The following is a 20,102-nucleotide window of genomic DNA, read 5'->3' as shown; positions in this document are numbered from 1 at the left end:
TACCCGTGCGAACGGACACTCCATGCCGCGCGCACCGGTTCCCTCCGCTATGGGCGAACACCCTTGCACCTCGCCGCACCCCCGCACGCCCCCTTTTCGACACGCTGTGCAATTGCCGGAACACCCAGCGTAACTCGCGGCCTCTTCGGACGGTTGCGCTTGTCATGGTTGGCAGCGACCCCTCGCTCACTCCCCCGCCCACCGCGGTCGGCACCAGGGTCCCGGCCCCGCGCCGCCCCCTCGATCCGGACGAGCGGCTCCGCCGGTGGTACGAGGTCGAGCTGGGCTGGCCGACACTGCCCCCGGACCCCACCGGCGCCGGTTCTCCGCTACGACTGCGCGTGGGCGAGCGTTTCGACGTTCTGGACGTGCCGGCCGAGGCGGGCCGGGCGGCGCTGCGGCATCTCGCGCCGGGCTCTCCGGTGGCCGTCCGGGGCGATCGGATGCGGCTGCTGGTGGCCGCGGGCGGCGCGGAGGAGCTGCCGGGGCTGCTGGACTGGCTGGAGTGGCGCGCGCTCGCGCTCGATCTCACCGCGATCGGCGAGGGCGGCCGGATGGACGCGCCGCTGCTGCCCGGGCGGGTTCCGGTCCGCGCGGACGCCCTGCAGGGGGCCGCCGTATGGTTGCGGCCCCCCGAGCCGGGGTGCGAGGTCGAGGCCTCGCTGCCGACACTGTCGGCCGTGGGGGGCCTTGGGGGCGCCCCCGATCTCGTACGACTGGTGGACACGGTGGCGACGCAATGCCACCGGCTGCGGCTGCGGCGCGCGTGCGCGAAGCCGCTGTCCTTTCCCTAGGCCCGCGAGCGGGCTTTCGGGACGGTAATGCCCACGGTCAGGCGTTGGCCTTCTCGTAGGCCTCACGGATGGACGCGGGGACGCGGCCACGGTCGTTGACCTCGAAGCCGTTCTCCTTCGCCCACGCGCGGATCTGTGCGGTGTCCTGGCTGCCGCCCGTCGTGGCACGCGCCTTTCCGCGCCCGCCCGAAGCGCGGCCTCCGGTACGCCGACCGCCCTTGACGTAAGGGTCGAGAAGGCCGCGAAGCTTGTCCGCATTGGCAGTCGTGAGATCGATCTCGTACGTCTTGCCGTCCAGCGCGAACGTGACGGTCTCGTCCGCCTCGCCGCCGTCGAGGTCGTCGACAAGAAGGACCTGAACCTTCTGTGCCACCGGATTTCCTTTCATCCATAACTTGAGGGCCGGGGCTCTGCGGCGTCTGCCGTTTCGCCGTCCCTTGTTATATGCAGTACTGCAGTACGTCGGAAAGCAAACCGCTTTTGCTGGAAAAACACAAACCCCCGGGAGAGACCGGTCGACCCGGTCCGGTCCGGAAACATGCGCGTTTCGGACATAGGGAACCTGGGCAGGGGTCGCGCGGAATACAGCCTGGTGATCGGCGATCACAGATCCTCACAGATGCAGAAGCATCCGGCTGTTGCCCAAGGTGTTCGGTTTCACTCGTTCGAGTCCGAGGAACTCGGCGACGCCCTCGTCATAGGAACGCATCAGCTCCGCGTAGACATCCGTGTCGACAGGCGTCTCACCGATCTCGACGAAGCCGTGCTTGCCGAAGAAGTCCACTTCGAAGGTCAGGCAGAAAACGCGACGAACGCCGAGCCAGCGCGCGGTCTCCAGCAACTTCTCCAGCAACTGATGCCCGACACCGGCGCCCTTGAGGCCGTCCTTCACCGCGAGAGTACGGACTTCCGCGAGGTCTTCCCACATCACATGCAGTGCGCCGCAGCCGACCACCTCGGCGCTTGAGTCGGCATCCCGTTCGGCGACCCAGAACTCCTGGATGTCCTCGTAAAGCGTCACCGTCGCTTTGTCGAGCAGGATGCGGTCACGGACGTACGCGTCAAGGAGCTGGCGCACGGCCGGGACATCGCTGGTACGGGCCCGCCGGACGGTGATGGCTTTAGCGCTGACTTCGGGGCCTTCGGGGCTCACTGCTGACATGAGCGGACGCTATCGCCCGCCGTCACCCGGCGCGGCGCCGGGGTTCGCCTCTTCCTGTTCCCGGGTTTCCGGTCCCTGGACCATGCGTACGGCGTCGCGCAGAGCATGTCGCTGTTCGTCGCTCATCATGCCGAAGAACGCGACGAGAGCGGCGGCGGGGTTGTCACTCTGCGCCCACGCGTCGTTCATCAGGGCAGCGGCGTACGCGGCCCGCGTGGAGACTGCCTCATATCGATAGGCCCGGCCTTCGGCCTCACGCCGCACCCAACCCTTCTGATGGAGATTGTCCAAAACGGTCATCACGGTGGTGTACGCGATGGACCGTTCCTGCTGAAGGTCTTCCAGGACTTCCCGAACGGTCACCGGGCGGTTCCACTTCCACACCCGCGTCATGACCGAGTCTTCGAGTTCTCCCAATGGGCGAGGCACAGCTCGCACAATAGTGGGAGATCACCGCATTGGCGTGCCGGACGTGCGCTTCACCGGCAAACGACAACAAAAAGGGCGTACGACTCGAAAAACAAGCGAGTCGTACGCCGATGAGGGCGCCCTTGGGCGAACCGCTCAGCCGTCGCCCTTGGCGGGGGCCTGCCGGGCACCCTCCGCGCGCGCGAGGACGGCGTCCACGGCGGCGTCCTCCTTGGCCTTGTTGGCCCCGCCCTGGGTCTTCACGATCACCCTGATCACGCCGATGAAGAACACGGCCATCACGATGGGCGGCACGAGCGCGGAGACGTAGTCCATGCCTCCAGGGTAGCCACGGGGCGTGCGGCGGCCGGGCGGGGGGTCCGGGTGCGCTCAGCCCGCCGCGAGTTCCCGGGGCGGGGTCGCCGTGCTCGGCGCGGTCGGTTTGCGGCGCGGGAAGACCTCGCCCGGGGTGGGGATGGGCCGGTTCGGCTTCGGGGCCGCCGGAGCGGGCGCCGGCTTCGGGGCGGCCGGCTTCTCCGCGGGCCGCTTCTGGGGATCCCCCTCCGCCGCCTCACCGACCGCGCCCGAGAGACCGCCGGGCAGGGCCGTGAGGCGCGTGCGGGAGACGGGGACGACCGGAGCGGCCGGACGGATCGCGCGACGCGCCAGACGGGCGCGTACGTCCTGTTCCGCGAGCGTCTGGCAGCGGTCCAGGAGCGCGGCGGCGACCGGATTGCCCCGCAGGGCGCGCAGGGCCGCGAGGTCGTCGGGTTCCGGGCGGTACCCGGACCCCAGCGCCTCCTCCAGAAGGGCGAGATATCCGGCGACGGTGCCGGGCAGCGCGGCGCGGTAGCGACCCAGGTCGGCCACCAGGAAGGCGCGCAGCCGGGCCCCCTCGCGCAATGCCTCGTCGAGGGACTCGGCCAGGCGGAGGCAGTCTTGGACGTCCTCGGCCGAGGCGGGGCTGGGGCGAAGGGCGAGGGCGAGAGCGCGGCGGAGCACACGCAGCTCCTCCACACCGAACGCCATGCCGCCGCGGGATCCGTATGGCGTGGGCATGCGCCGACGGTACGCGCTAATCAGACAAACTCGACATAGGGGGACGGTGTGGCGTGCGGGAGCCACCCGGTTGATCAGCCGGGACACACGGCGGCACGCACGTGACACCCGCCGGCTCGACGCGCCGCGTGCGCGGGACGCCCGCACGCACTGCGACCCGCCCGCCGAGCCCCCTGCCAGGGGCCCGGCGGCGCCGTCGTCACATCCGGGACACGTTCCGCTCGTAGACCAGGCGCAGTCCCACCAGTGTCAGCCATGGTTCGTGCTCGTCGATCACCGAGGCCTCGCCCAGGACCATCGGGGCGAGGCCGCCGGTGGCGATCACCGTCACGTCGTCGGGGTCCGTGGCGAGTTCGCGGGCCATGCGGGTGACGACGCCGTCGACCTGGCCGGCGAAGCCGTAGATGATGCCGGACTGCATCGCCTCGACGGTGTTCTTGCCGATCACGCTGCGCGGCCGGGCGACCTCGATCTTGCGGAGCTGAGCGCCACGGACGCCGAGTGCCTCGACGGAGATCTCGATGCCGGGGGCGATGACACCGCCGACGTACTCACCGCGCGCGCTGACCGCGTCGAACGTCGTCGCCGTGCCGAAGTCGACGACGATCGCCGGACCGCCGTAGAGCTCGACGGCCGCGACGGAGTTGATGATCCGGTCCGCGCCGACCTCCTTGGGGTTGTCGGTGAGGATCGGGACGCCCGTCTTCACACCCGGCTCGACGAGGACCGCGGGCACGTCGCCGTAGTAGCGCCGCGTCACCTCGCGCAGCTCGTGCAGGACGGAGGGGACGGTCGCGCAGATGGCGATGCCGTCGATGCCGTCGCCGAGCTCGTCCCCGAGCAGCGGGTGCATGCCCATCAGGCCCTGCAACAGCACTGCCAGTTCGTCGGCCGTGCGGCGCGCGTCCGTGGAGATCCGCCAGTGCTCGACGATGTCCTCACCGTCGAACAGGCCGAGGACCGTGTGCGTGTTCCCTACGTCGATGGTCAGCAGCATGGCCGGTTCCTACTCCGCCGCTCGCAGGTCCAGGCCGATGTCCAGGATCGGCGAGGAGTGGGTCAGGGCCCCCACGGCCAGGTAGTCCACGCCGGTGTCCGCGTACGACTTCGCGTTCTCCAGGGTGAGCCGGCCCGACGCCTCCAGGACGGCGCGGCCGTTCACGATGCCCACCGCCTCCTCGCACTCGCCGGGCGTGAAGTTGTCCAGCAGGATCAGGTCCGCGCCCGCGTCGACGACCTCGCGCAGCTGGTGCAGCGTGTCGACCTCGACCTCGATCGGCACCTCGGGGAACGCCTCCCGCACCGCCTCGAAGGCCTGCGCGACGCCGCCCGCGGCGACCACGTGGTTGTCCTTGACGAGCGCCGCGTCGGACAGCGACATCCGGTGGTTGACGCCCCCGCCGCAGCGGACCGCGTACTTCTCCAGGGCGCGCAGCCCCGGTGTCGTCTTGCGGGTGTCGCGCACCCGCGCCTTGGTGCCGTCCAGCGCGTCCGCCCACGCGCGCGTATGGGTCGCGACGCCCGACATGCGGCACAGCAGGTTGAGCGCGCTGCGCTCGGCGGTGAGCAGGTCACGCGTGCGCGTGGTGACCGACAGCAGCCGCTGCCCGGCCTCCACCCGGTCGCCGTCCTCGACGTGCCGCTCGACCTCGAACTCGTCCGTGCACACCACGGACAGCACCGCCTCGGCGACCCTGAGGCCGGCCACGACGCCCGCCTCGCGCGCGGTGAAGTCGGCGGTGGCGACCGCGTCCTCGGGGATGGTGGCGACCGTGGTCACGTCCACGCCGTGGTCGAGGTCCTCCTGGATGGCCACGTTGGCGATGTCCTCGACCTCCAGGGGGTCGAGTCCGGCGTCGGCCAGGAGCTGCGCGAGCGCGGGGTCGAGCCCGCACTCCATGTACTCGGCCAGGTCGTTGGCGTCGCCCTCGGCACCGCAGGCGCAGCCGTCGCCACAGCCTCCGGACGGGGCGAGGGGGAGGTCGGGGGTGCTCACGTCTGTCACTGCTCCTGATGGGGCTGCCGGGTCGGGGGGAAGTCTGCGGTATCGGTGGTGTGCAGGGCGAGCGCGCGGTCCGGATTCAGCCGTACGACGATGTGGCGCCGCCATGCCGTGTCGTCGCGCTCGGCGTGGTCCTCGCGCCAGTGGCAGCCCCGCGTCTCCTCGCGCGTGCGGGCGGCGGCGACCAGGACGCGGGCCACGTAGAGGAGGTTGGTGGCCTCCCAGGTGTCGACGCCGGGCTCGGACGTCTTGCCGTTCTCGGCGAGGTCGTCGCGGGCCTCGGTGTCCAGTCGCTGGAGCTGGTCGGCGGCCCGGGCGAGGGACGCGGCGGAGCGCAGGACGCCCGCGCCGTCGGTCATGATCCGCTGGATCGCGAACCGGTTCTCGGGGGCCAGCAGCGGATGCGCGGGCGTCCGCGGGTGCTCGACGGGCTCGGGCACGCGCGCATTGAGGCCGTCCTGCGCGAGGGTCGCCCCGATGTCGGCGGCGATGCGCTCGGCGTAGACGAGGCCCTCCAGGAGCGAGTTGGAGGCGAGCCGGTTGGCGCCGTGCACGCCGGTGCAGGCGACCTCGCCGCACGCGTACAGGCCCGGGACGGTCGTACGGCCCTGGGAGTCGGTGCGCACGCCGCCGGAGGCGTAGTGGGCGGCCGGCGCGATCGGGATGGGGTCGGTGACCGGGTCGATGCCGTGCGCGCGGCAGGCGGCGAGGATCGTCGGGAAACGGTGCTCCCACATGTCGGCGCCGAAGTGCCGGGCGTCCAGGAACATGTGCTCGGCGTCCTGCTCCTGCATGCGCCGCATGATGCCCTTGGCGACGATGTCCCGGGGCGCGAGTTCGGCCAGTTCGTGCTGTCCCACCATGAAGCGCACGCCGTCGGCGTCGACCAGGTGGGCGCCCTCGCCGCGCACGGCCTCGGAGACCAGCGGCTGCTGGCCCTCCGCGTCGGCGCCCAGGAAGAGCACGGTGGGGTGGAACTGCACGAACTCCAGGTCGCTCACCTCGGCCCCGGCGCGCAGCGCGAGCGCGACGCCGTCACCGGTCGACACCGACGGGTTGGTGGTCGCCGAGAAGACCTGGCCCATGCCGCCGGTCGCGAGGACGACCGCGGGCGCGTGCACGGCGCCCACGCCGTCGTGCTGGCCCTCGCCCATGACGTGCAGGGAGACACCGGCGGTGCGGCCGTCGGCGTCGGTCAGCAGGTCGAGCACGAGCGCGTTCTCGATCGTGCGCAGTCCTCGCGCGCGTACCGCCTCGACGAGCGCCCGGGAGATCTCCGCGCCGGTGGCGTCGCCGCCCGCGTGCGCGATCCGGCGGCGGTGGTGGCCGCCCTCCCGGGTGAGTTCGAGCAGGCCCTCGGAGGACTCGTCGAAGTGCGCGCCGGTGTCGATGAGCCGGCGTACGGCGTCGGGTCCCTCGGTGACCAGGATCCGTACGGCCTCCTCGTCGCACAGGCCCGCGCCCGCCACGAGCGTGTCGTCGAGGTGCTGTTCGGGGGTGTCGCCCTCGCCGAGGGCCGCGGCGATGCCGCCCTGCGCCCAGCGCGTGGAGCCGTCGTCGAGGCGGGCCTTGGTGACGACGACCGTGCGCAGGCCCGCGGCCTCGCAGCGCAGGGCCGTGGTCAGGCCGGCCACTCCGGAGCCGACGACCACCACGTCCGCGGCGATGGACCAACCCGGGGGCTGTGCGTGCAGTCGTATGCCTGTGCTGGTCACGAGGCGGCTCCGAAGGTGAGGGGGAGGTTGTCGATCAGCCGGGTCGTCCCGACCCGGGCGGCGACGGCGAGGACGGCCTCGCCGGTGAATCCGTCCTCGATCTCGGTGAAGTCGGACGGGTCGACGAGTGCCAGGTAGTCCAGTTCCAGCGGCGGCGACAGGCGCGCGCCCTCGTCGAGGGCGAGGCGAGCCGCCGCGCGGACGGCGGAGGGGGCGCCCGGGAGCGCCTTGGCGACGGCGTGCGTGTCGGCGGCGGCGCGGGACTCCCCGATGGCGCTGAGCGCCTCGGCACGCGCGTGCGTGGCGGGCACCTCACGCGCCCGCGCCCGCAGCGCCTCCTGCGCCGCGTGCCGGTCGCGGCCCGCGAACAGCGCGCGGGAGAGCGCGAGGGCCGTGCGCCGCTCCTGCGGCGAGAGGAATCGGTTGCGGCTGGAGAGGGCGAGCCCGTCGTCCTCACGGACGGTGGGTACGCCGACGATCTCGATGCCGAAGTTCAGGTCCCGCACCATGCGGCGGATGACGGCGAGCTGCTGGGCGTCCTTCTGGCCGAACAGGGCCACGTCGGGACGCGTGAGGTGGAGCAGCTTGGCGACGACGGTGAGCACACCGTCGAAGTGCCCGGGCCGCGAGGCACCCTCCAGGCGCTCCCCCATGGGGCCCGCGGTGATGCGGACCTGGGGCTGTCCGCCCGGGTAGACCTCGTCCACGGAGGGCGCGAACACGGCGTCGGCGCCGGACAGTTCGGCGAGCTTGAGGTCGGCGTCGAGGGTGCGCGGGTAGCGGTCGAGGTCCTCACCCTGGCCGAACTGGAGGGGATTCACGAAGACGGTGACGACGACCTCGCCGTCCGGCCCCGCGATCTCGCGCGCGGTGCGGATCAGGGTGGCGTGGCCCTCGTGCAGGGCGCCCATGGTCATCACGACGGCGCGGCGGCCGGTACGCGTTCGTGCGTGCAGTTCGTCGGCGGTGCGCAGCAGGGCGGTGGTCATCGGGCATCTCCCTCGGCGCCGTCGGTCCCGGTGGATCCGTTGGTCCCGGTCGTCCCGTTCGCGAGCACTCCGAGCAGGTCCTCGGCGTATTCGGGCTTGAGCAGGCCGTGGGCGAGCGCGCGGTCGGCGGTCGCGCGGGCCATCGCCAGATAGCCGGCGACGGTCTGCGGGGCGTGCTTGCGCAGCTCCGCGACGTGCGCGGCGACGGTGCCCGCGTCTCCGCGCGCGACCGGACCGGTCAGGGCCGCGTCCCCGGAGCGCAGCGCGTTGTCGAGCGCGGCGCCCAGCAGCGGGCCGAGCATCCGGTCGGGCGCCTCGACACCGGCTTCGCGCAGCAGCTCCATGGACTGGGCGACCAGCGTGACCAGGTGATTGGCGCCCAGCGCGAGGGCCGCGTGGTACAGCGGGCGGCGCTCCTCCTCGATCCACTCGGGCTCGCCGCCCATCTCGATCACCAGGGCCTCGGCGGCCAGCCGCAGCTCGTGCGGTGCCGTGACGCCGAACGAGCAGCCGGCCAGGCGCTGGACGTCCACCGGGGTGCCGGTGAAGGTCATCGCCGGGTGCAGGGCCAGCGGCAGTCCGCCCACCCGCAGGGCCGGGTCCAGGACCTTGGAGCCGTACCGCCCCGAGGTGTGCACGAGCAGCTGTCCCGGCCGCACGGCCCCGGTCTCGGCGAGTCCCTCGACCAGCCCGGGCAGGGTGTCGTCCGGGACGGTCAGCAGCACCAGCTCGGCGCGGGCCAGCACTTCCGCGGGCGGCACGACGGGCACGTCCGGCAGCAGCAGCGCGGCGCGCCGCCTGGAGGCGTCGGAGACTCCCGAGACGGCCACCGGGCGGTGCCCGGCGAGCTGGAGCGACGCGGCCAGCGCGGGGCCCACCCGACCGGCTCCGACGACGCCGACGGTGAGCCGCGCGGGGCGGTCCCTGGGGTCTGGCTGTTGGACTGTACTCACGCGACCGAGGCCTTCCCGTTCCAGTCCGCTCTGGGTACCGGACGATTTCTCGTCATGTTAACGCGATTGGTTCGAGGGGCGTTCGGTTGTCCACAGGCTGTGGGCGACGGCACGTCGCGCCCGCACCGGAAAGCCTGTGGAAAACCTGGTGCCCGCGTGCGAGGGCGTTGGGCATGATCCGGGCCATGAGCGATACGGCGCAGAGCGATACGGCGGAACAGATCAAGCGGCGGCGCGAGCGGCGCATCACCGCGAACCGGACGGCGGAGCGCGCGCTGGCCCGCATGGGTTTCCTCAACCCCCTCCGCGAGCGGCTGGCGTTGCTGGCCGACGCGCACGAGGTGTACGACCTGGACGAGACGGCGGACGTCTACGGCAACGGGATCGTCGAGGCCCTGGAGGAGAAGGTCGCGGGACTGCTCGGCAAGGAGGCCGCCGCGTTCTTCCCCACGGGCACGATGGCCCAGCAGGTCGCGCTGCGCAGCTGGGCGGGCCGCACCGGCAACCCGACCGTCGCCCTGCACGCCCTCGCCCACCCCGAGATGTACGAACGGCACGCGTTCAGCCAGGTCAGCGGCTTGCGCCCGGTCCGCGTGGCGAGCGAGCCCCGACTGCCCGGCGCCGACGAGGTGCGCGACTTCGAGGAGCCCTTCGGCGCCCTGATGCTCGAACTGCCGCTCAGGGAGGCCGGTTTCGTGCTGCCCACCTGGGAGGAGCTGACCGCGGTCGTGGACGCGGCGCACGAGCGCGACGCGGTGGTGCACTTCGACGGGGCGCGCCTGTGGGAGACCACCGTCCACTTCGGTCGTCCCCTTGCCGAGATCGCGGACCTCGCGGACAGCGTCTACGTGTCGTTCTACAAGTCCTTCGACGCCTTCGGAGGCGCCGCGCTCGCCGGCCCGAAGACCCTGATCGAGGAGGCGAAGGCCTGGCGGCACCGGTACGGGGGCGCGGTCTTCCAGCAGTTCCCGACCGTCCTGTCGGCCCTCGCGGGCCTGGAGCGGGACCTGCCCCGGCTCCCCGAGTACGTCACCCACGCACGCGTGGTGGCCGACGCCCTGCGCGAGGGCTTCGCGGCGGCCGGGGTTCCGTGGGCGCGGATCCATCCCGAGGTCCCGCACACCTTCGACTTCCAGGTCTGGCTGCCGTACGGCGTCGACGACCTCGCCGAGGCCGCGATCCGGCAGGCCGAGGAAACGGGGATCTCCCTGTTCGGCAACCACTGGGACGAGCGGTGCCCGGGTCTGGCGATGACCGAGGTCTACGTCCGCGCCGACGCCCTGGAGTGGACGGCGGCGGACGTGAAGACGGCGGTCGCGGAGTTCGTGTCCCGCCTGACGGAGGTGACCGGCGGGTCGGGAGCGGATAGCGACGCGGTCAGCACGTAGAACGCGGCCGCAGGTGCAGCCACCGACCCAGGGCCTGCCGTATCCGCCCGTGGGCCGGGCGACCGGCGGCGACGGCGCGGAGCTGCCACTGGTCGCGCAGTTCCCGGACGACCTGCCAGTCGTCGGCGCCGGGGGCGGGCGGCGCGGGCTCGCCGAGCCTGCGGGCGCGGTAGGTGTCGAGGAGGTACTGCTGCGTGATGCTCATGACGGATCGCCTTCTCGGGACGTGGAAACGGTGAAGGACGTGACGTCAGGAGGACCTGACGTCGGAGATCCGTGGGCTCCGCGGCTGCCCCGGGGTGTCCACAGTGCGCCGGTACGTCGGTCGCGTCGCGCCGATTGACGGCCGCCGTCAATCGGGCGGGGCGTTGTCAGTGGCGGGGTGCACCATGAAGTCATGAGCGTGCGCATCGACATCGCGGGGCTGCGGCCGGAGAGGGTCGCCGTCGTCCCCTCGCCCCTGGCCGAGCTCGGCATGGCGCTGCACGCGCTGTCCGAGCCGGGGCACCATCCCGGACTCCAGGGCTGGGTGACCGGCGTGACCGCCCGGATGGACCCGCAGCTGGCCGACCGGATGTGCGAGGCCGACTTCCTGTGGCGGACGACGTTCTCGGACCTCTTCATGCCCTGCGCCGGCATCCCGGGCCGGACCACGCTGCCCGGGGCGACGCTCGCCGAGGAGCTGGACCAGCTCGACAAGCTGACGGACGAGCAATTCGTGGACGCGGCCCTGGAGTTCACCTGCGCCATGCCCTACGGCACGGGCCCGAGCCCCCTCGTCGACGCCGGGCTGCGCCGCCGGGCCCTGGAGCTGGCGGCCTCGCGCGGGCCGCAGCAGGTGCGCTTCAGCGAGCGGCTGCTGGCCGACCCGCCCCGGATCCGGGCCTGGCTGCGGCAGTTCCTGGCCGACTGCGACGAGGCGTTCTTCGCGGACACCTGGTCCCGGTTGCGCCATCAGCTGGCCGCCGACGCCCGGCTCAAGACGGATCTGCTGCGCCACCGGGGTCTGGCCGAGATGCTGACCGCGGTCTCCCCGGTGGTCACGCTCGACGAGGGCGCCGGCCAGATCACGGTCGACAAACTGAGCGTCGGGCACACGGCCACGGCGGACGGCGGCCTCCTCCTCGTACCGACGAGCCTGGGCTGGCCGCACCTGTCCGTCCTGTACCGCCCGCACTGGCAGCCGGTCGTGCACTACCCGGTCGCCACGCCCGAGCTGACGTCACCGGCCTCCGTGGAGCAGCTGACCCTGCGCATGACCGCGCTGTCCCACCCCGTCCGCATGCGCATCTGCCGGCATCTGGCCCGCAGCGCCTACACGACGAGCGAGCTGGCCCAGGTGCACGGCATGACGGCCCCCGAGATATCCCGCCACCTGAGCGTCCTGAAGAAGGCGGGCCTGATCACCACACGCCGCCGCGGCCGCTACGTCCTCCACCAACTGGACGTGACGGTGGTGGCCCGCCTGGGCAGCGACTTCCTGGAGGGAGTCCTGCGCTGAGCCGTCCGGCGGCTCCCAGCCGGCCTGCGCCGAGCACCCGGCACGGGACCGTCAGCCGTGCCCGCCCGCCCGCACCAACCCCGTCTCGTACGCGAGGACGACGACCTGTACCCGGTCCCGGAGCCCCAGCTTGGTCAGTATGCGGCCGACGTGGGTCTTCACCGTGGCCTCGGACAGGACCAGCCGGGCCGCGATCTCGCCGTTCGAGAGGCCCTGCGCGACCAGCACCATGACCTCGCGCTCACGGTCGGTCAGGCGCTCCAGTTCCTTGTGCTGGGGCTGCTTCCCGGCGCTCGGCAGCATCGGTGCGAACCGGTCGAGCAGCCGGCGTGTGGTCGAGGGGGCCACCACCGCGTCGCCGCTGTGCACGGCGCGGATCGCGGCGAGGAGCTCGCCGGGCGGCACGTCCTTGAGCATGAAGCCGGAGGCACCGGCCTTGAGCCCGGAGAAGGCGTACTCGTCGAGGTCGAAGGTGGTCAGGATCAGCACCTTGGGCGGGTTGTCGTCCTGGCAGATGCGGCGGGTCGTCTCCACGCCGTCGAGCTTGGGCATGCGGACGTCCATCAGGACCACGTCGACGGTCGTCGCGCGCAGCACCTCGAGAGCCTCGACACCGTCCCCCGCCTCCGCGACGACCTCCATGTCCGGCTGCGCCGCGAGCACCATCCGGAATCCGGTGCGCAGCAGCACCTGGTCGTCCACGAGCATCACGCGGATCGTCATCGGGGCCTCTTCCGTTCTCTTCACGTTCGGGTCGACAAGGTCACTGGTCATTACGTCGGCGGGGCGTTACAGGTGTCAGCGGGGCGCACGTCCACGTCAGTGTGCGGGTTTCAGCGGCAGCAGCGCACTGATCCGGAATCCGCCGCCCGGGCGCGGGCCCGCGTCCAGGGTGCCGCCCACCATGCCGACCCGCTCGCGCATGCCGATCAGGCCGTGCCCCTGTCCGTCGACGCCGCCCTCCTCGTACAGCTCGTGCGGGGCGCCCTTGCCGTCGTCCTCGACGAGCAGCCCCAGGCCGTCGTCGAAGTAGACCAGCCGCACGCTGGCGCCCGTGTTGGGTCCGCCGTGCTTGCGGGTGTTGGTCAGCGCCTCCTGGACGATGCGGTACGCGGTCAGCTCGACACCGCTGGGCAGCGGGCGCGGGGTGCCCTCGACCTTGAAGTCGACGGGCAGGCCCGAGGTGCGGCACTGCGCGATCAGGTCGTCGATCTGCTCGACGTCGGGCTGCGGCACGTACTCGCCGGCCTCCTTGTGCTCGCCGGTGCGCAGCACACCCAGCAGGCGGCGCATCTCGGCGAGGGCCTGGCGGCCGGTGGAGGAGATGGTCTCCAGGGCCTTCTTGGCCTGGTCGGGCGCGGAGTCCAGGACGTAGGCGGCGCCGTCGGCCTGCACCACCATCACCGACACGTTGTGCGCGACCACGTCGTGCAGCTCGCGCGCGATCCGGGCGCGCTCGGCGGCCACCGCGACCTTCGCCTGCGCCTCGCGCTCCTTCTCCAGTCGGGCGTTGCGCTCCTCCAACTGCTCGAAGTACGCACGCCGCGTACGTATCGAGTCGCCCAGCACCCAGGCGAGCGCGAACGGCACCGTCTGGAAGACCACGACCCCCACGTTGTTCAGGACGCTCGTGTCCTCGTTGGGCCAGCGCAGATGCGCCACCGTGGCGGCGCCCAGGCTGGCCACCAGCGCCAGCCGTGAGGCCCAGCGGGCGCCCGTCGCGGCCACCGTGTAGACGATCACCAGCATCGCGAAGTCGGCCGGCGTCACCGCGACGTCCACCACCAGCTGCACGATGCCGAGCCCCAGGGTCAGCAGCAGCATCTTCTCCGGCATCCGCCGGCGCAGCGCGATCACCAGGGACAACAGGAACGCGATCGGCACGATCAGCACCTGCGCGTCGGTGCCCGGATCCTCCGTACGAGCCGAGGCGCTCGCCACGGAGACCCCGAACAGGATGACGGCCCAGAAGGTGTCGACCCCGGTCGGGTGTCTGCGGAGGAAGTCATAGAGGCGCTGCACGTAACCCAGCGTAGGGATGCGGGATGCGTGCAGGGGTCAACCGGAGGACCGATCCGTATCCGCCGCGCATACTCCGCAAGGTGGAGGCTCCGCTCTCCCGTTCGGGCAGGACCCGGGGTTTCGCACGGTCACGTCGTCCACCAGGTGGCGCACACGGGCATAGCCGACCCGTTCCCAAGGACAGGCCCTAGCCTGACCCGGTGACGGAAGACATTGCGGGCGAGACCGGCGAGTGGCACGGCTGGCGTACGGCGACGCAAGACGCCCTTTACGGGCCCGGCGGTTTCTACCGGCGGCCCGAGGGGCCAGGAGGGCACTTCCGTACGTCGGTGCACGCCTCGCCGCTGTACGCGGAGGCGGTGGCGCGGCTGCTGTGCTGGGTCGACCGGTCGCTGGACCGGCCCGACCCGCTGGACTTCGTCGACATGGCGGCGGGGCGCGGCGAGTTGGCCGTGGGCGTACTGGCCGCGCTGCCCGCCGAGGTGGCCGCACGCACGCGTGTCTACGCCGTCGAGCTCGCCGACCGCCCGGCGGGGCTCGGCACCCGGATCGAGTGGCTGCCCGAGCCGCCGCGCCGGATCACCGGCCTGCTGTTCGCCAACGAGTGGCTGGACAACGTCCCGGCGGAGGTCGCCGAGGTGGACGCCGCCGGCACCGCCCGCCGGGTGCTCGTACGCCGGGACGGTGCCGAACGCCTCGGAGAACCGGTCTGGGGCGCGGAGGCGCGCTGGCTGGCGCGGTGGTGGCCGCTGCCGCCCGAGGAGGGAGCGCGCGCCGAGATAGGCCTGCCCCGCGACGAGGCCTGGGCCGAAGCGGTCTCGGCGCTCGAGCGGGGTCTCGCGGTCGCCGTCGACTACGCGCACACCGCGGCCGCGCGCCCCCCGTTCGGGACGCTCACCGGCTTCCGCGAGGGGCGTGCGACGGTTCCCGTGCCGGACGGATCGTGCGACATCACGGCGCACGTCGCACTGGACGCCTGCGCGGCGCACGAGACCGCGCGCACACTCCCCGCCGCGCACCTGCTCACGCAACGCGCCGCCCTGCGCGCCCTCGGCGTCGCCAGCGCGCGCCCCCCACTCACCATGGCGTCCACCCACCCCGCGGCCTACGTCCGTGCCCTGGCGACCGCCGGCGAAGCCGCCGAACTCACCGCACCGGGCGGCCTCGGCGACTTCGGCTGGCTGCTGCAACCGGTCGGCCTCCCGGACGCACTCCTCGAGAACGCGCTTTTCGAGGGCTCCCGATCCGACTGACGTTCGAAACCCCGAACCGCCTCTGATCCCGGCCGCCGCCCTCGACGCCACGCACCGCCCGCCGGGCGACCCGCTACTTGTCGATGTCCCCGACCACGAAGAACAGCGACCCCAGGATCGCCACCATGTCCGCGACCAGCGTCCCCGGCAGCAGCTCCGCGAGGGCCTGGATGTTGTTGTACGAGGCCGAGCGCAGCTTCAGCCGGTACGGGGTCTTCTCGCCCTTGCTGACGAGGTAGTAGCCGTTGATGCCCAGCGGGTTCTCGGTCCACGCGTACGTGTGTCCCTCGGGCGCCTTCAGGACCTTCGGGAGCCGCTGGTTGATCGGCCCGGGCTCCAGTTCGGCGAGCCGGTCGAGGCAGGCGTCGGCGAGGTCGAGGGCGTTGTGGGTCTGCTCCAGGAGCACCTCGAAGCGGGCGAGGCAGTCGCCCTCCTGGCGCGTGACGACCTTCAGGGTGTCCTGGAGCTCGCCGTACGCGAGGTACGGCTCGTCGCGGCGCAGGTCGAAGTCGACGCCCGAGGCGCGCGCGACGGGCCCGCTCACGCCGTACGCGTGCACGGCCTCCGGCGAGAGCACCCCCACGTCCCGGGTGCGCCCCCGGAAGATCTCGTTGCCGAGCACCAGGTCGTCGAAGCGGTCCATCCGGGAGCGCACGGCGGCGACGGCCCCACGCGCGCGTGCCGCCCAGCCCGCCGGCAGGTCCTCCTTGAGGCCGCCGACGCGGTTGAACATGTAGTGCATGCGCCCGCCGGAGATCTCCTCCATGACGTTCTGGAGGACCTCGCGCTCCCGGAACGCGTAGAAGACCGGCGTGATGCCGCCCAGTTCCAGCGGGTAGGAGCCGAGGAACATCAGGTGGTTGAGCACCCGGTTCAGCTCGGCGAGCAGCGTGCGCGTCCACACCGCGCGCGGGGGCACCTCCATGCCGAGCATGCGCTCCACGGCGAGGACCACGCCGAGCTCGTTCGAGAAGGCCGACAGCCAGTCGTGCCGGTTGGCGAGCATGATGATCTGGCGGTAGTCGCGCGCCTCGAAGAGCTTCTCGGCGCCCCGGTGCATATAGCCGATCACCGGCTCCGCGCGCGTGATGCGCTCGCCGTCGAGGACCAGCCGCAGCCTGAGCACACCGTGCGTGGACGGGTGCTGGGGCCCGATGTTGAGCACCATGTCCGTGCTCTCCGCGGCACCGCCGACACCGACCGTGGTCTCCGTCGTCCCCGTCGTAGGAGTCATGCGCACAGTCTGTCCTACGTACGCTGGCCGTATGGAGACGGGGAGCGCGCGCGAGGCGGGCACGGCGGGGGACGACACTGCGGGGCCCGAGTGGCGCGGGCTGCCGCCGGGCCTGCTGCGGATGCGACGGCTGTTGCTGGTGGTGTGGCTGGGGCTGATCGCCCTGGCCGTCGGACTGCTGCTCGGCCTGCTCGCCGGGCCCGGCTGGGCCGCGTTCGCGCTGCTGCCACTGGCCCTCATGGCCTGGGGCTGGGTGCTGCTGGGCCGCAACTGGCGCTCCTGGCGCTACGCCGAGCGCGCAGACGACCTGCTGCTCAGCCGGGGCGTGCTGTGGCGCGAGGAGACGGTCGTGCCGTACGGGCGGATGCAGCTGGTCGAGGTGACCTCCGGACCCGTCGAGCGGCACTTCGGGCTGGCCAGCGTGCAGCTGCACACGGCCGCCGCGGCGACCGACGCGACCATCCCCGGGCTCGAACCGGCCGAGGCGGAACGGCTGCGCGACCGGCTCACCGAACTCGGCGAGGCCCGATCGGCGGGGCTGTGACGGCGCCGGGCGTCGACGACGCCGTACGGGAGAAGGCACCGCTCGCCGAGCACCGGCTGCACCCCGTGACGCCGCTGCGGCGGGCGTGGGCGCCGGTGGCGGTGCTCATCGGGTGGGCCGTGCACGACCCGGACCAGGCGCAGCGCCAGCTGACGAAGCTGACGTCCACCACGCTGCTGATCGCGCTCGCCGTGCTCGTCCCGGCCGCCGCCCTGTACGGCTTCCTCACCTGGTGGTTCACCCACTTCGCGGTGACGGACTCCGAACTGCGCATACGGACCGGCCTGTTGTTCCGGCGCACCGCGCACATCCGCCTCGAACGCATCCAGGCCGTCGACATCACCCAGCCGCTCCTCGCGCGCGTGGCGGGCGTCGCCAAGCTGAAGCTCGACGTCATAGGCACCGACAAGAAGGACGAGCTGGCCTTCCTGGGGGCGGACGAGGCGCGTGCGCTGCGCGCGGAACTGCTGGCGCGCGCCGCCGGTTTCGCCCCCGAGACCGCGCACGAGGTCGGCGAGGCGCCGGCGCGCCAACTGATGCACACGCCCCCGCTGGACCTCGCGATCTCCGTGGTGCTGACGGGCGCCACCTGGGGCTCCCTGGCCGCCGCCCTCGTCGTACCGCCGCTCCTCTGGTTCGCCACCCACAGCGTGTGGTCGGTCCTCGCGACCGGCCTGCCGCTGCTGGGCGCGGCGGGCGCGAGCAGTGTGGGGCGCTTCGTCGGCGAGTACGACTGGACGGTGGGCGAGTCGCCGGACGGGCTGCGCATCGACCACGGCCTCCTCGACCGTACGCACGAGACCGTGCCGCCCGGGCGCGTGCAGACCGTGCGGATCGTGGAGCCGCTGCTGTGGCGGCGGCGCGGGTGGGTGCGGGTGGAGCTGGACGTGGCCGGCTCGTCCAACTCCGTGCTCGTGCCGGTGGCCCCGCGCGAGGTCGCCGAGTCGGTCATCGCGCGCGTGCTGCCCGGCGTGCGCGTGGCGGAGGCCGCGGCCCTGTCCCGGCCGCCGCGCCGGGCCGGGCGGTGCATGCCGCTGTGGTGGCGCGGCTACGGGATCGCCGTCACCGACACCGTGTTCGCCACCCGGCACGGCCTGCTCAGGCGGAGCCTGGCGCTGGTTCCGCACGCCAAGGTCCAGAGCGTACGGCTGTCTCAGGGGCCCTGGAAGCGCCTGTGGGGCCTCGCCGACGTCCACGTGGACACGGGGGCCAACAAGACCGTCACGGCCCGGCTGCGGGACGCCGAGGAGGCCGCGGAGCTGCTGCGGGGGCAGGCGGAGAGGTCACGCACGGGACGCCGGGACGCGCTGCCGGACCGCTGGATGGCGTCGTAGACCGGCCCGGCCCCCGGCACCGCCCTCGTGACGAGGACCGTGCCGGGGGCCGGGCCGGAGACCAGGTCGCAGTCCGCGGACCAGGTCGCAGTCCGTCAGGAAACCGCGCTCCGGATGGTCCGCAGGCCCTGAAGGTCGATGTGTTCCGTCTCGTCGTGTGCCGTCAGGTCGATCACCTGGCCGACGCCGCGCGACCGCTCGTCGGCCGGCTTGAACTCCGCCTCCGCCTCGGCCTTGTGCAGCGCGAGGGCCTCCTGGCCGACCACGTCGGCGAGGTCCTCGTTCTGCACGACGTCCAGGGCACCGTGCGCCATCTCGCTCTTCGTACCGAAGAAGTCGAACCCGCCCTCGACGGACGGCCGCCGCACGGGCGCCGCGGGCACCACGGCCACCGCGGTCGGCGCGACGAAGTGACCCGACGGCTGCTGCACGGGCGCGGACGGGACGGGCCCGACCGAAGGGGCGGCGGCCGCGCGCTCATGCCCGTCGACCGCCTCGGGCTTCCCCTGCGCCTCGTCCTCCTGCGCCGCGGCCTCCGTACCGGAACCGGCGGCGGCCTCGGGCGCGGCGGTGGCCGCCGCGGTGGCGGCACCGGCCTTCGCCTTCACCGGCTCGCGCTTCGCGGAGCGCCGCCCCTTCGTGGGGCCGTCGTCCTTCGGGGAGTCGTCACCCTTCGGGGACTCGTCGTCCTCGTCGGCCACCGTGTCGGCCTGGGGAGCGGTGTCGTCCTGAGAGCCGTCCTCGGCTGCCACGACCTCCGCGCCGGCCTCGGCCTCGGCAGCCTCTTCGGCTTCGTCCCCGGCCTCGGTCTCGTCCTCGGCCGCGGCCGCGTCGTCATCCTTCAAGGAGTCGTCCGTCGAAGAGTCTTCCGTCGAGGAGTCGTCCTTGGGAGAGCCCTCGCCGTCCCCGTCGAACTTCTTCAGCGCCGCCTTCGCCCGCAGGAACAGGTGCGAGCCTTCCGGCGAGAACACCGGTGTGGCCGCCGGCCTCTCGTCGTCTTCGTCGTCGAAGTCGTCATCGTCGTCGTCGAAACCCTCGGCGAGGTCCGCGTCCGCCGGCTCGTCCGCGTCCACCGAGGCAGCCACAGCCTCGGTCTCCGCCTCGACGCCTTCGACGCTCTCGGCGTCCTCGCCCTCCGCGTCCGCCCATTCCGGATCCGGATCCGCGGCCTCTATCTCCAGCAGGCGGCGGCCCTCCAGGGCGCTCGCACGCTCGGTCTCGGCCGTCGCGTACCGCCGCAGCAGGGCCGCGTGCTCGTTGCGCAGGCCCGCCAGTTCCGCGCGCTTGCCCCGCAGCCGCTGCTCCAGCTTGGTGCGCAGCTCGCGCGACTCGTCGAGGTCGGTCTCCAGCTCGGCGATCCGCTCCTCGTGCCGCCAGTCGTCGCTCGCCCGCGCGCGCGTGAGGTCGGCGACCTGTTTGCCCGCCTGGGCGTCCCAGCGCCGCATGACGGCCGCGCCGACGACCGCCGTGGCCGCGGCGAAGGCGGCTATGACGCGGAGCACGGACGATTGTGTGAACACCCACGGCCCGAAGGCGCAGACGAGCGAGACGCCCGCTATCGCCGACGGGGGCAGCAGCCTGTGCAAGGGCGGTGAATGGCGATGACGTCCACGTGGCATGGCCAGAAACTTACCGCGCGTAGGCGAACGTTGGTGCCCCGCCCCGTAAAAACACAGCCATACCGAAACGTTCACAGGGCATCAGGAATTGCAATGCACCGAATTCACCAAGATCGACAATGCCC

Annotated in this window: 21 protein-coding genes; 6 read left to right on the top strand and 15 right to left on the bottom strand. The window is 72.4% G+C overall.

What is annotated here, in order from left to right:
• Positions 1-164: 164 nt before the first annotated feature.
• Positions 165-794, top strand: a complete 630-nt coding sequence (locus ACWD5F_RS43430) for an SCO3374 family protein (protein ID WP_451261654.1) — start codon at positions 165-167, stop codon at positions 792-794.
• 37 nt (positions 795-831) lie between these two features.
• On the opposite strand, the gene ACWD5F_RS43425 is transcribed toward ACWD5F_RS43430, so the two are convergent.
• From ACWD5F_RS43425 to ACWD5F_RS43380, 10 genes are all read right to left on the bottom strand, one after another.
• On the bottom strand, positions 832-1,167 hold the full coding sequence (locus ACWD5F_RS43425; protein WP_401718648.1) for a histone-like nucleoid-structuring protein Lsr2: 336 nt from the start codon (positions 1,165-1,167) through the stop codon (positions 832-834).
• A 240-nt stretch (positions 1,168-1,407) separates the two neighbouring features.
• Positions 1,408-1,956, bottom strand: a complete 549-nt coding sequence (locus tag ACWD5F_RS43420; protein ID WP_401718650.1) for an amino-acid N-acetyltransferase — start codon at positions 1,954-1,956, stop codon at positions 1,408-1,410.
• A 9-nt stretch (positions 1,957-1,965) separates the two neighbouring features.
• Complete coding sequence (locus ACWD5F_RS43415; RefSeq protein ID WP_401718653.1) at positions 1,966-2,373, bottom strand: BlaI/MecI/CopY family transcriptional regulator; 408 nt, start codon at positions 2,371-2,373, stop codon at positions 1,966-1,968.
• Positions 2,374-2,520: 147 nt separating this feature from the next.
• Positions 2,521-2,700, bottom strand: coding sequence for a hypothetical protein (locus tag ACWD5F_RS43410; protein WP_451261653.1), 180 nt, complete (start codon positions 2,698-2,700; stop codon positions 2,521-2,523).
• Positions 2,701-2,754: 54 nt separating this feature from the next.
• Positions 2,755-3,393 (bottom strand): hypothetical protein, encoded by a 639-nt coding sequence (locus tag ACWD5F_RS43405; protein ID WP_451261680.1) that lies wholly within the window; start codon positions 3,391-3,393, stop codon positions 2,755-2,757.
• A gap of 229 nt (positions 3,394-3,622) precedes the next feature.
• Positions 3,623-4,420: a type III pantothenate kinase gene (locus ACWD5F_RS43400; protein WP_123998592.1), complete on the bottom strand. Its 798-nt coding sequence runs from the start codon at positions 4,418-4,420 to the stop codon at positions 3,623-3,625.
• Positions 4,421-4,429: 9 nt separating this feature from the next.
• Positions 4,430-5,419: a carboxylating nicotinate-nucleotide diphosphorylase gene (gene nadC, locus ACWD5F_RS43395; protein WP_451261652.1), complete on the bottom strand. Its 990-nt coding sequence runs from the start codon at positions 5,417-5,419 to the stop codon at positions 4,430-4,432.
• Positions 5,420-5,424: 5 nt separating this feature from the next.
• The gene (locus ACWD5F_RS43390) at positions 5,425-7,140 is read right to left on the bottom strand and encodes an L-aspartate oxidase (RefSeq protein WP_451261651.1); all 1,716 of its coding nucleotides are present in this window, start codon (positions 7,138-7,140) and stop codon (positions 5,425-5,427) included.
• On the bottom strand, positions 7,137-8,129 hold the full coding sequence (panC, locus tag ACWD5F_RS43385) for a pantoate--beta-alanine ligase (RefSeq protein WP_401718660.1): 993 nt from the start codon (positions 8,127-8,129) through the stop codon (positions 7,137-7,139). Before panC ends, ACWD5F_RS43390 begins: the two co-directional genes overlap by 4 nt.
• Positions 8,126-9,082 (bottom strand): Rossmann-like and DUF2520 domain-containing protein, encoded by a 957-nt coding sequence (locus ACWD5F_RS43380; protein WP_401718663.1) that lies wholly within the window; start codon positions 9,080-9,082, stop codon positions 8,126-8,128. The genes panC and ACWD5F_RS43380 overlap by 4 nt, the downstream gene beginning before the upstream one ends.
• A 185-nt stretch (positions 9,083-9,267) precedes the next feature.
• Between ACWD5F_RS43380 and ACWD5F_RS43375 the strand changes: the two genes are divergently transcribed.
• Positions 9,268-10,470, top strand: a complete 1,203-nt coding sequence (locus ACWD5F_RS43375) for a threonine aldolase family protein (RefSeq protein WP_451261650.1) — start codon at positions 9,268-9,270, stop codon at positions 10,468-10,470.
• Here ACWD5F_RS43375 and ACWD5F_RS43370 read toward each other — a convergent pair.
• Entirely contained in the window at positions 10,460-10,675 is a 216-nt protein-coding gene (locus ACWD5F_RS43370) for a hypothetical protein (protein ID WP_401718669.1), read from the bottom strand. The genes ACWD5F_RS43375 and ACWD5F_RS43370 overlap by 11 nt on opposite strands.
• 192 nt (positions 10,676-10,867) lie before the next feature.
• Here ACWD5F_RS43370 and ACWD5F_RS43365 point away from each other — a divergent pair, with 192 nt between their 5' ends.
• Entirely contained in the window at positions 10,868-11,971 is a 1,104-nt protein-coding gene (locus tag ACWD5F_RS43365) for a DUF5937 family protein (protein ID WP_451261649.1), read from the top strand.
• Positions 11,972-12,022: 51 nt separating this feature from the next.
• Here the strand turns inward: ACWD5F_RS43365 and ACWD5F_RS43360 are convergent, their stop codons facing one another.
• Complete coding sequence (locus ACWD5F_RS43360; protein ID WP_401718674.1) at positions 12,023-12,694, bottom strand: response regulator; 672 nt, start codon at positions 12,692-12,694, stop codon at positions 12,023-12,025.
• A 96-nt stretch (positions 12,695-12,790) separates the two neighbouring features.
• The gene (locus ACWD5F_RS43355) at positions 12,791-13,993 is read right to left on the bottom strand and encodes a DUF7134 domain-containing protein (RefSeq protein ID WP_451261647.1); all 1,203 of its coding nucleotides are present in this window, start codon (positions 13,991-13,993) and stop codon (positions 12,791-12,793) included.
• Positions 13,994-14,193: 200 nt separating this feature from the next.
• On the opposite strand from ACWD5F_RS43355, the gene ACWD5F_RS43350 reads away from it, so the two are divergent.
• Complete coding sequence (locus ACWD5F_RS43350; protein WP_451261646.1) at positions 14,194-15,246, top strand: SAM-dependent methyltransferase; 1,053 nt, start codon at positions 14,194-14,196, stop codon at positions 15,244-15,246.
• 73 nt (positions 15,247-15,319) lie between these two features.
• On the opposite strand, the gene ACWD5F_RS43345 is transcribed toward ACWD5F_RS43350, so the two are convergent.
• Positions 15,320-16,480, bottom strand: coding sequence for an NADH-quinone oxidoreductase subunit D (locus ACWD5F_RS43345; RefSeq protein ID WP_451261645.1), 1,161 nt, complete (start codon positions 16,478-16,480; stop codon positions 15,320-15,322).
• Positions 16,481-16,511: 31 nt separating this feature from the next.
• Here ACWD5F_RS43345 and ACWD5F_RS43340 point away from each other — a divergent pair, with 31 nt between their 5' ends.
• Both ACWD5F_RS43340 and ACWD5F_RS43335 read left to right on the top strand, forming a co-directional pair.
• Positions 16,512-17,024 (top strand): PH domain-containing protein, encoded by a 513-nt coding sequence (locus tag ACWD5F_RS43340; RefSeq protein WP_401718685.1) that lies wholly within the window; start codon positions 16,512-16,514, stop codon positions 17,022-17,024.
• On the top strand, positions 17,021-18,358 hold the full coding sequence (locus ACWD5F_RS43335; RefSeq protein WP_451261644.1) for a PH domain-containing protein: 1,338 nt from the start codon (positions 17,021-17,023) through the stop codon (positions 18,356-18,358). Before ACWD5F_RS43340 ends, ACWD5F_RS43335 begins: the two co-directional genes overlap by 4 nt.
• A 95-nt stretch (positions 18,359-18,453) precedes the next feature.
• Here the strand turns inward: ACWD5F_RS43335 and ACWD5F_RS43330 are convergent, their stop codons facing one another.
• On the bottom strand, positions 18,454-19,977 hold the full coding sequence (locus tag ACWD5F_RS43330) for a hypothetical protein (protein WP_451261643.1): 1,524 nt from the start codon (positions 19,975-19,977) through the stop codon (positions 18,454-18,456).
• Positions 19,978-20,102 lie beyond the last annotated feature (125 nt).

The sequence above is a fragment of the Streptomyces sp. NPDC002499 genome, from assembly GCF_053595415.1.
The sequence above is the reverse complement of the archived record's forward strand: the minus strand, read 5'-3'. Positions and strand labels throughout refer to the sequence as shown.

Coding starts and splice junctions, on each gene's coding strand:
- ACWD5F_RS43430 (WP_451261654.1), top strand. CDS start 165: ATGGTTGGCAGCGACCCCTCGCTCACTCCCCCGCCCACCGCGGTCGGC.
- ACWD5F_RS43420 (WP_401718650.1), bottom strand. CDS start 1,956: ATGTCAGCAGTGAGCCCCGAAGGCCCCGAAGTCAGCGCTAAAGCCATC.
- ACWD5F_RS43410 (WP_451261653.1), bottom strand. CDS start 2,700: ATGGACTACGTCTCCGCGCTCGTGCCGCCCATCGTGATGGCCGTGTTC.
- ACWD5F_RS43405 (WP_451261680.1), bottom strand. CDS start 3,393: ATGGCGTTCGGTGTGGAGGAGCTGCGTGTGCTCCGCCGCGCTCTCGCC.
- ACWD5F_RS43400 (WP_123998592.1), bottom strand. CDS start 4,420: ATGCTGCTGACCATCGACGTAGGGAACACGCACACGGTCCTCGGCCTG.
- panC (WP_401718660.1), bottom strand. CDS start 8,129: ATGACCACCGCCCTGCTGCGCACCGCCGACGAACTGCACGCACGAACG.
- ACWD5F_RS43375 (WP_451261650.1), top strand. CDS start 9,268: ATGAGCGATACGGCGCAGAGCGATACGGCGGAACAGATCAAGCGGCGG.
- ACWD5F_RS43370 (WP_401718669.1), bottom strand. CDS start 10,675: ATGAGCATCACGCAGCAGTACCTCCTCGACACCTACCGCGCCCGCAGG.
- ACWD5F_RS43365 (WP_451261649.1), top strand. CDS start 10,868: ATGAGCGTGCGCATCGACATCGCGGGGCTGCGGCCGGAGAGGGTCGCC.
- ACWD5F_RS43360 (WP_401718674.1), bottom strand. CDS start 12,694: ATGACGATCCGCGTGATGCTCGTGGACGACCAGGTGCTGCTGCGCACC.
- ACWD5F_RS43345 (WP_451261645.1), bottom strand. CDS start 16,480: ATGACTCCTACGACGGGGACGACGGAGACCACGGTCGGTGTCGGCGGT.
- ACWD5F_RS43340 (WP_401718685.1), top strand. CDS start 16,512: ATGGAGACGGGGAGCGCGCGCGAGGCGGGCACGGCGGGGGACGACACT.
- ACWD5F_RS43330 (WP_451261643.1), bottom strand. CDS start 19,977: ATGCCACGTGGACGTCATCGCCATTCACCGCCCTTGCACAGGCTGCTG.